Consider the following 8,309-nt stretch of genomic DNA (forward strand, 5'->3'; position numbering starts at 1 on the left):
GATGATGCAGCGCAATCACGCTTTTGGTTACGTAAGGTTAGGCATGAAAGGAATTTTGGTCGTGGCAGAGCGGTAAGAACGGGGTTTAAGGCTGCCAAAGGAAATTATATCATCTGTATGGATGCAGATTTGTCTTATGGACCTGAACATATCCCCAAGTTATTATTCCCTTTAATAAATAACGAAGCAGATATAACATTGGCCTCGCCATACCACAAGGATGGATTGGTGAAAAATGTACCGAAGCAAAGAGCAGTTTTGTCAAAATGGGGAAATCGCTTGCTTGCAAAAGGGATTGGTGGACAAATTTCTACTGTAACCTGTGTTGTTCGCGGTTTTAAACGAGAAATCGTCAATCAGTTAGAGTTGGTTAATGACGGTAAGGAACTGCATCTAGAAATAATTCAAAAAGCCCAAATGATGGGGTTTCGCATTATGGAAATTCCCGCCTCTTTAATATGGAAAGATAAAAAAAGAGGAAGATCAAAAAACAAAGGTTTTCTTCCTGATATTGCCGTATTTAAAATGCGTAGAACGATCCTTTCACATCTTATTTTTAACTATATTACAAATCCCGGTTTGTTATTGTTCATTCCAATGTTTATTTTGATTATGAATATTATTATTGGGCTTGGGATAATGGGATATTTTTATTTCGAAAATCTGCATCAATTACATTTATCCTACTTTCAAACTTTGCGGCAAACACTTCTTAATGGCCAACTAACCTTTATTGTAATGTTATTTTCATTTATTGCCTTAATGATTTTTTCTGTTTTTTATTTTTTATCTTTTCAGCTCAAACACTATTTTGAAGAGCTGTACACTTTACAAATAAGACTTAACGAAAAAATAACACATTTTTTAGAAATCAATAACCAAGAGATAAAGTAATGTGCGGCATTGTTGGAGTATATGGAGTCAATGCCAGAGCCAGAGTCAATAAAATGCTTGAGGTTCTGAATCATCGCGGACCTGATGGCAACGGGCTATGGGAAGCACATGAACGATTGACTTTGGGTCATAAACGCTTGGCCATTAATGATTTAACTGACGCGGGTTCGCAACCTATAGTTTCAGAAGACGGCAAGTTAGCGGTGGTCGTAAATGGCGAAATTTACAATTATCCCGAGGTTAAAAATGAGCTTGAGAGATATGGGTTTAAATTTCGTTCCCATAGTGATAGTGAGGTGGTGCTCCATGCCTGGCGTAAATGGGGGTATGCCAGTTTTATCAAATTTAATGGCATGTTTGCGATTGCAATTTATGATTTGTCAGAAAATGAACTGATTCTGGTACGGGATAGATTGGGTATCAAACCTTTATATTATATGAAAGCTGAAGATGAATTGATTTTTTCCAGCGAGATAAAATCAATTCTTTCAGGCATGCACAAATCAAAAACCACTGTAGATCCAGTTGGTTTAAATCAATATTTATCCTTTCAAAATTATTTCGGTGAACGCACTATTTACCAAAATATTAAAACACTCCTGCCAGGTCATTTCTTGGTTTTAAACTCAACTTTAAATATAGATATTCGAGCCTATTGGCATTTGCAGTTTAATAGGGATCAAAAAACGGTTAGCTTTGGTGAGGCAGTAGAAAACTTCAAGCATACGCTAAATCATGCCGTCAAACGACATTTGATGAGTGATGTTCCAGTTGCCAGCTATTTAAGTTCTGGTTTTGACAGCAGTAGCATAGCGGTAAATGCGGCCATTTATAATCAATCTCTTGTTGGATTTACAGGAAAATTCAGTGAGGCAGGCTGGTATGATGAAACTACAATTGCCCGTGAAATTGCTGCAAATAAAGGTTTTAAGCATGTTACTGTCAAAATTGATCATCAAGACTTGCCAAGAGTTCTTGACTCTCTAATTTATCATCTGGATCAGCCCAGAATGGGTATCGGGGCATTTTCACAATACTGTGTTGCTGAGCAAGTGAGGAAAACACATAAAGTCATTCTAACGGGGCATGGCGGTGATGAGCTATTCAGTGGCTATCCTGTTTTTAAATTCATGCAGTTTGCAGCTTCTTTAAAACAGTCGTCAGTTCAATTTTTTTCCTACTTATCTAAAGTCGGAGCGTATGAGTGGCCTCATTTGGTTTATTTTATTTTATCGTCGTTAAGATCTAAGAAATATAACCAATATTTACCTGTTCTTAATAGTGATAGCTTGCTTAAAAATGCGCTTCATTCAGAATGCGCAAGGCAGGTGTTAGAGGCATCCGCAGAGGAAGAGTTGATTCAAATTAGCGACCAGTATACGAATCAATTTGAAGTGTTATATAGCCACTATCTTCAGGCATATTTGCAAGGATTATTAGTTGTTGAGGATAAAATTTCGATGGCTCATTCATTGGAGTCCAGAACTCCAATGTTAGATAATATGATGTTGGAATTGAGTTTATCTCTACCGCAGAGTATCAAGCTTTATCAGGGGCAATTAAAGGCGGTGATAAAAGAGGCTGGAAGGGGAGTACTACCCGCTTCATTGTATGACGCACCCAAAAGAGGATTTCCGACCCCATTACGGATATGGCTACGCGGACCTTTAAGAGACTGGTTTGTTGACAAGCTTACCGGCAAGCAGAGCGCTTTAAATATTTTATTTAAAAAGGATTGGTTAAATAAAGTTTGTCATAGTTACTTAAACTCACCCAGGCAGAGATTTAGACCGTTGGATGAAATTCAAACACACAGAATGTGGCAATTGCTTAGCCTCGAAAGTTGGTTGAGAATAAATTTGAATAATAACTATGTTTCATTAGAGATGTTTTGAATGATTGCTAAATGAGATTGCCTGGCTTATATCGACTGAGTAATTTGTTTTATAGTGCCTATTTCTTTGATTTTTTCTTTCTCAAATAAAAAAATCAACAAAAAAATCGCGATATTCGGCAAGAGTCCTATGAGGCGCAAACTAAAAGAAATAATCAGCGCCTCGCTTGGCGAAAATGAGTAGTGTGTCAAAATTGCTGTTATCCCGCCTTCAAAAGTACCGATTCCTCCTGGTGTAATTGTAATAGCATGACCGATGGTGGCAATTAGAAAAACAGTTAATGCTTCTATGAGAGTTAAGCTTTGCCCAGGATATATATAAAAAAATAGCCAGTATGTAAACCAGGAACTCAGCCAGGCAAAAATTGTAAGGAATATTGGCCAAAAGGAAAAGCCGTTTTTTATTGTATTTTGAAGAGCTCTGAAAATTATGATTATATATTTACGTAATTTTTTTACAGGGATCTTTTTTAAGAAAAATCTTATGGATATACATTTATACAGAAAAAAAGAAAAAAGCAAAGATATTATAAAAATAATTAGGAATCTGTTTAAATGATTAGAGTAGTCGCCATACTCGCTGAACTTAAAAATAATTAATAATCCAGAGAAGAGAAGCAAAGCGAGCACATCACAGGTTCGCTCGACAATAACAATTGAAAAGCCATCAACATACTGCATATTTTTTGTTTTGTTGAAATACCATGGTTTCAATAATTCGGAAACCCTTCCGGGCAGGAATAGTGTAGATAGTGCAGCCAAACTATGGCCTTTTATTGCTGTATAGAAACCGATTTGATTATTGGAATAAAAATTTAGTCTGATTCCGTGAACAACAGAGATTAGAAAAAAGGGTATAAGGCAACTTAAGACTGCTTTTGATGTATTGAGATTATGAGTATATAAATAAAAAATTGAGGCAACCAGAAATAAAACCACAAAAGAAATTTTTTTCATTTTTTTTGATAGATAAATTTTATGGTTAAATTGAAATCAATCATAGGGATTTTTAGTGGCCAAAAGCTAATCTTTTTTTCATGCATCATATCTCTCAGGGTTTGAATAATGTCATTTGCCATATTGGGATGTTCCCAGCAAATGATTTTATCTGGGTCTATCTTTGTATGTTTTAAAAACCATCGACGCGTGGTTAAGTACCTGCCAAGACCCCATGCCAAGCCGCCTTCAGCTGGTATTGCCCCGACCAATAGGCCACCCGGCTTAAGGACATTAGTTATATTTTCAAGATAGGTTTGAAGAGGATATAAATGCTCTAATGTATAGAATGAGACCACAATGTCTATTGATCCTGCTTCAACCGGTAATATTTCCCATTCAGTATCCAGCAGGGCGGTATTGGCTGCAATTTTTTTTGCATCCAACTTACTTTTCGCCTGGGAAAGAAATTCCTCTCGCCTATCTATTAACCAATACATTTTGGGGCGGCCGTTCCAAAAGTCTATATGAGGCAGGTTTCCAGGCCCTATTTCTAAAACTGTTTTATTGTCTAAATTAAGAGTATTTAGAATTTTATATCCCGAATTGTTTACAATCTTTCCAATTCCTTGCTGCTGGCTATTTTCATAGATTGAATTCATAGTTTTTTCCCATTCCAGCCAGCATGGATCAGTTGTTATAGGTACAAGTCCCCAGCGTTCTCGATCCCCAAACAGGCATTTTTGTAAATTTTTTGGAAGGTATGATTTGATTGGCATCTAACTAAAATCCTGTTGTGCTACGTTATTGTCATCTTGCTTCTGCCAATATCCTTGGCTAGCCATGTGAATTGCTGTAAAGGGGTGCTTCACTTGCAGTTGTTTAAAATTCTTGCCAACTTGTAACTTGTCTGAAATATTGATTGTATCATTGACATTGAGTGTGATCTCTCGAATGATATATCCTTTAGATTTTCCCTTCGCTGTAATTAAGAATAAAGCCAGAATTTGTTTAATTTTTTCTCGAATATACGGAATTCTCATGATGGAGATATTTAAATATCTAAGCGTTCCAAATTGCCAGGGAGAGGGAAGAATACAGCGGACGGGTTTAATATCTGCTCTAATGGTTATCACATCCTTATCAATGAATACTTGATTGGATGGCTGATAGATTTGATTCGTAAAACGTTTTAACTTATGGTTTTCTAAAACAACACCCGTATTGACGCGATGCAGGGTTTTATTTAGAAAATGATAAACTACTCCACCTTTATGAGTTGAGATGATGGTGTAGGTATTGATGCCTTTATTGATGAATAGCCCTGCATCTCTAAAATAGATTTGAAAAGATTTTTTTGAATTGCAAGGTAAATTATCTGCCGAAGAGATTTCAAGTTTCTCATAAAGCGATGCAGCCCAGCAATAGGAGTTGAACATTGGTACCAGATTAGGGGCATCCATACTTTCCAAGCCTGGGCATAGTAAATTGCTAATGGAATTCCGCATATTGACGGCCAGTGCTTTGGCTTCAGGCATTGATTTTGCAAAATACTCAAAACCTGCAGGAAAATAAAATCTTGTATTTCTGCTTCCGTAGACTCCTCCAAAGGAGCCGTCTGGATGGACAAAATGACTTAAAAAATGAATGGATTTTTGAATTGGTGTGGTTAAATTTAATTGGGGGTACATATTGCAAATATCAGCCAAATAGCCGGTACATAAGGTCTGGTAGCCGGGATCCGCGCCCTCATATTCTGTAAACCACCCTTCTGATGATTGTTTATTTAATATTTTATTAAGTATTTCTATTCCTTTTTCCTGGCCAAACTCACCCGTTATTTTGGCCCATTTTAGCAGTGCTGCCGAAGCAACGGCCAGATGGTTGGAAATAAACCCATGAGTTTCTTCTGATTTGCAAAGATATAATGCCAAAGGTCGTAAGTTATTCAGATATTGATGTATTTTTTCTTGAGAAAGATATGTGCCTAAAAGCTCAATACAACACAGTGAGTCATAAAGCACGAGAGCTGTCCCGCAATAAGATCCTTCATACGGAAAGGCCTGATCCAAACTCCCGTTTCTACGGATTAAGCTGAAGGTTCCCTGAAAAATAGCATGAATACGGGATAAAATGGAGGTTTTTTCAATATATTCAGGCAATAAATTATATTTAATAAGCCTTGCTAACCCATTAACCCCTCCCTGGATGGTGGCATTGGCAAAATCAATTAAAGACCATGCCCAGTAAAAGCGATCCCCAATACCGTAGGTAATTCCTGCGGAGTTAGTGTCATAGGAGGCAAGTAGTCTCGGCAGCGCGTTGTAAATGGGTTGCAAATAGGGATTTTCTGTTGTTGCCATTGATGAGTTCCATCCAGGGAGTAAAGAAAAATAATCAGCCTTGGATTTATCGAAATAATAACTGATCCAGGCAATATGTACGAAAAATTATTTTTTTGAATCAGAGCAAGAACTTCAAATTTCTGTTTGGGAAAAGATTGTAAAGTATTCTCAATCAGAATTCACGTGTTAAAGATAGATTTTATTTTTTCAACAATTTTCCTTGAAGCATTGCCGTCTCCATAGAACGGACGATAATTTTCAGATAGGAAAAAATGCTCTTTATCGATAAACGGAAGAAAAGAAAAGGGACTGTCGGGCGGGCATAATTTATTCCAACCAGAATTAATTAATTCAATCCATTCAGATTCATTTCTAATTGTTATGCATGGTATTTTATTAAAATATGCTTCTTTTTGCACACCTCCAGAGTCTGTAATAATTAACTTGGCATGCATTTCTAGCGCTAGCATATCAAGATAGCCAACTGGTTCTGTAATGAAGATGTTGTTCAAATATTTTTCTAATTTTCCTGTTTTTTGTAGAGCAAGGTGGGTACGTGGATGAAGTGGCAAGATGACTTGCATAATTCGGCTTAACTCACTTAATGCTTCAAAAATATTAGTCAGTTTTTTCTGGCAATCTGTATTTTCTGCGCGATGGACTGTAGCCAGACAATAGGACTTAGGCTTTAAATTAAGTCTGTTAACTATTGTGGTGCGATTAGAATTAAAGTGATTGTAAAATAGTATCGCATCATACATAACGTCACCAACATTAAAAATTTTATCAGAGGAAATACCTTCTTTAAGTAATTGATTAGAGCTACTTTCGCTTGGAGTAAATAAGATACTGCTTATATGATCAGTTAAAATCCTATTAATTTCTTCTGGCATGGATCTATTATGCGAACGCAGGCCAGCTTCTATGTGAAAAACTGGAATTTTGAGTTTTGCTGCAGAAAGGGCTCCTGCCAGTGTTGTATTTGTATCTCCATAAACGATCACTAAATCTGGTTTTTCCATTTGCAGCACATTTTCTACTGCGATGAGCATTTCACCCGTTTGTTTACCATGTGAGCCAGACCCAATTTTTAAATTGTATCGGGGTTCGGGAATATTCAATTCGTCAAAAAAGCAGCTAGACATATTGGGATTATAATGCTGCCCGGAATGAATAATAATTTCCTCCATATCATTGTCAGCCGCGATAATTCTTGAAACAGCCGCAGCCTTAATAAACTGTGGGCGCGCCCCGATGATTGTCGAGATTTTCATATGGTAATCCTGATACGATAGTATTAGATTTTCAGGGATTGTAATATAAGCAGGCTGCTAAGCAAACTCGATGGTTGACCAAATTTATATCTTAATCGTAAGAACCAAAATCTATAGTTAGTCCGTTGGTTCTCGCAAAATCACATCAATTACTCCCGTACACAACTTTTAACCGTAACTCATCGCTAATTAAGCATTAACAATCCATCTTTAATACCGTTATAATCAAAAACTCTTGATATAGGGTCAAATGGTAATCCTCCCGCAAAATAATTGCTGCCAAAAGTAGAATTTTCTCGTAATGTATATGCAAGGAGATTCTGCATGAAGAAATCAAAATTTAGTGACAGCCAAATCCTGTCGATATTGAAGCAAGCTCAAAGTGGTGTTGCAGTACCCGACTTATGTCGAGAGCATGGTATAAGCAATGCGACATTCTATAACTGGCGGGCCAAATATGGAGGTATGGATCTTCCAATGATGACACGGCTAAAGGAACTTGAAGCAGAGAATAGCCGCTTAAAGAAGATGTACGCTGAAGAGCGCTTAAAGTCAGAAATTTTAAAAGAGGTCCTTGAAAAAAAGTAAAAAAGCCATCCGCTCGTCGAGTGCTTGCACGCGTGATAGTGCAGGAACGGCATATTGCAGTCAGGATGGCTTGCTGGCTATTTAGCATCAGTGAGACGTGCTACCGATATGAACCCAAACTGAATGAAGAAAACAGGGTCATAGCGGATTGGCTGGTGCGCTTAACTCAAAACAACCGTAACTGGGGTTTTGGCTTGTGTTTTTTATATTTGCGCAACGTGAAAGGTTTTTGTTGGAATCACAAACGTGTTTACCATGTATACAAAGAGCTCGAGTTGAATTTACGGATAAAATCTAAAAAACGGTTAATTAGGGAAAAGCCTGAGCCCCTGGTCGTGCCAACATCAAGCAATCAGTGCTGGTCAATGGATTTTATGC

The 8,309-nt window shown here is 37.2% G+C and carries 6 protein-coding genes and 1 pseudogene; 3 read left to right on the forward strand and 4 right to left on the reverse strand.

The features are described 5' to 3' along the window. On the forward strand, positions 1-894 hold an 894-nt coding region (locus Llon_RS03880), incomplete at its 5' end, for a glycosyltransferase family 2 protein (protein ID WP_162261942.1). Further along, positions 894-2,789, forward strand: coding sequence for an asparagine synthase (glutamine-hydrolyzing) (gene asnB, locus Llon_RS03885; RefSeq protein WP_058528759.1), 1,896 nt, complete (start codon positions 894-896; stop codon positions 2,787-2,789). The genes Llon_RS03880 and asnB, both read left to right, overlap by 1 nt. A 26-nt stretch (positions 2,790-2,815) precedes the next feature. Here asnB and Llon_RS03890 read toward each other — a convergent pair whose 3' ends face one another. The 4 genes from Llon_RS03890 to wecB all read right to left on the reverse strand — a co-directional run bounded on the left by Llon_RS03890 (position 2,816) and on the right by wecB (position 7,343). Next, positions 2,816-3,745 (reverse strand): lysylphosphatidylglycerol synthase transmembrane domain-containing protein, encoded by a 930-nt coding sequence (locus tag Llon_RS03890; protein WP_058528760.1) that lies wholly within the window; start codon positions 3,743-3,745, stop codon positions 2,816-2,818. Further along, positions 3,742-4,503, reverse strand: coding sequence for a class I SAM-dependent methyltransferase (locus Llon_RS03895; RefSeq protein ID WP_058528761.1), 762 nt, complete (start codon positions 4,501-4,503; stop codon positions 3,742-3,744). Before Llon_RS03895 ends, Llon_RS03890 begins: the two co-directional genes overlap by 4 nt. Beyond that, the gene (locus Llon_RS03900; protein WP_058528762.1) at positions 4,504-6,087 is read right to left on the reverse strand and encodes a hypothetical protein; all 1,584 of its coding nucleotides are present in this window, start codon (positions 6,085-6,087) and stop codon (positions 4,504-4,506) included. A gap of 161 nt (positions 6,088-6,248) precedes the next feature. Further along, positions 6,249-7,343: a non-hydrolyzing UDP-N-acetylglucosamine 2-epimerase gene (gene wecB / locus Llon_RS03905; protein WP_058528763.1), complete on the reverse strand. Its 1,095-nt coding sequence runs from the start codon at positions 7,341-7,343 to the stop codon at positions 6,249-6,251. 324 nt (positions 7,344-7,667) lie between these two features. On the opposite strand from wecB, the pseudogene Llon_RS11715 reads away from it, so the two are divergent. Then, positions 7,668-8,309, forward strand: a pseudogene (locus Llon_RS11715) (transposase); the annotation flags it as partial.

This window comes from Legionella londiniensis (assembly GCF_001467825.1).
Classification (GTDB): domain Bacteria; phylum Pseudomonadota; class Gammaproteobacteria; order Legionellales; family Legionellaceae; genus Legionella_A; species Legionella_A londiniensis.

Excerpts from the sequence above, each read along its gene's own strand:
- asnB (WP_058528759.1), top strand. The coding sequence starts at position 894 with ATGTGCGGCATTGTTGGAGTATATGGAGTCAATGCCAGAGCCAGAGTC.
- Llon_RS03890 (WP_058528760.1), bottom strand. The coding sequence starts at position 3,745 with ATGAAAAAAATTTCTTTTGTGGTTTTATTTCTGGTTGCCTCAATTTTT.
- Llon_RS03895 (WP_058528761.1), bottom strand. The coding sequence starts at position 4,503 with ATGCCAATCAAATCATACCTTCCAAAAAATTTACAAAAATGCCTGTTT.
- Llon_RS03900 (WP_058528762.1), bottom strand. The coding sequence starts at position 6,087 with ATGGCAACAACAGAAAATCCCTATTTGCAACCCATTTACAACGCGCTG.
- wecB (WP_058528763.1), bottom strand. The coding sequence starts at position 7,343 with ATGAAAATCTCGACAATCATCGGGGCGCGCCCACAGTTTATTAAGGCT.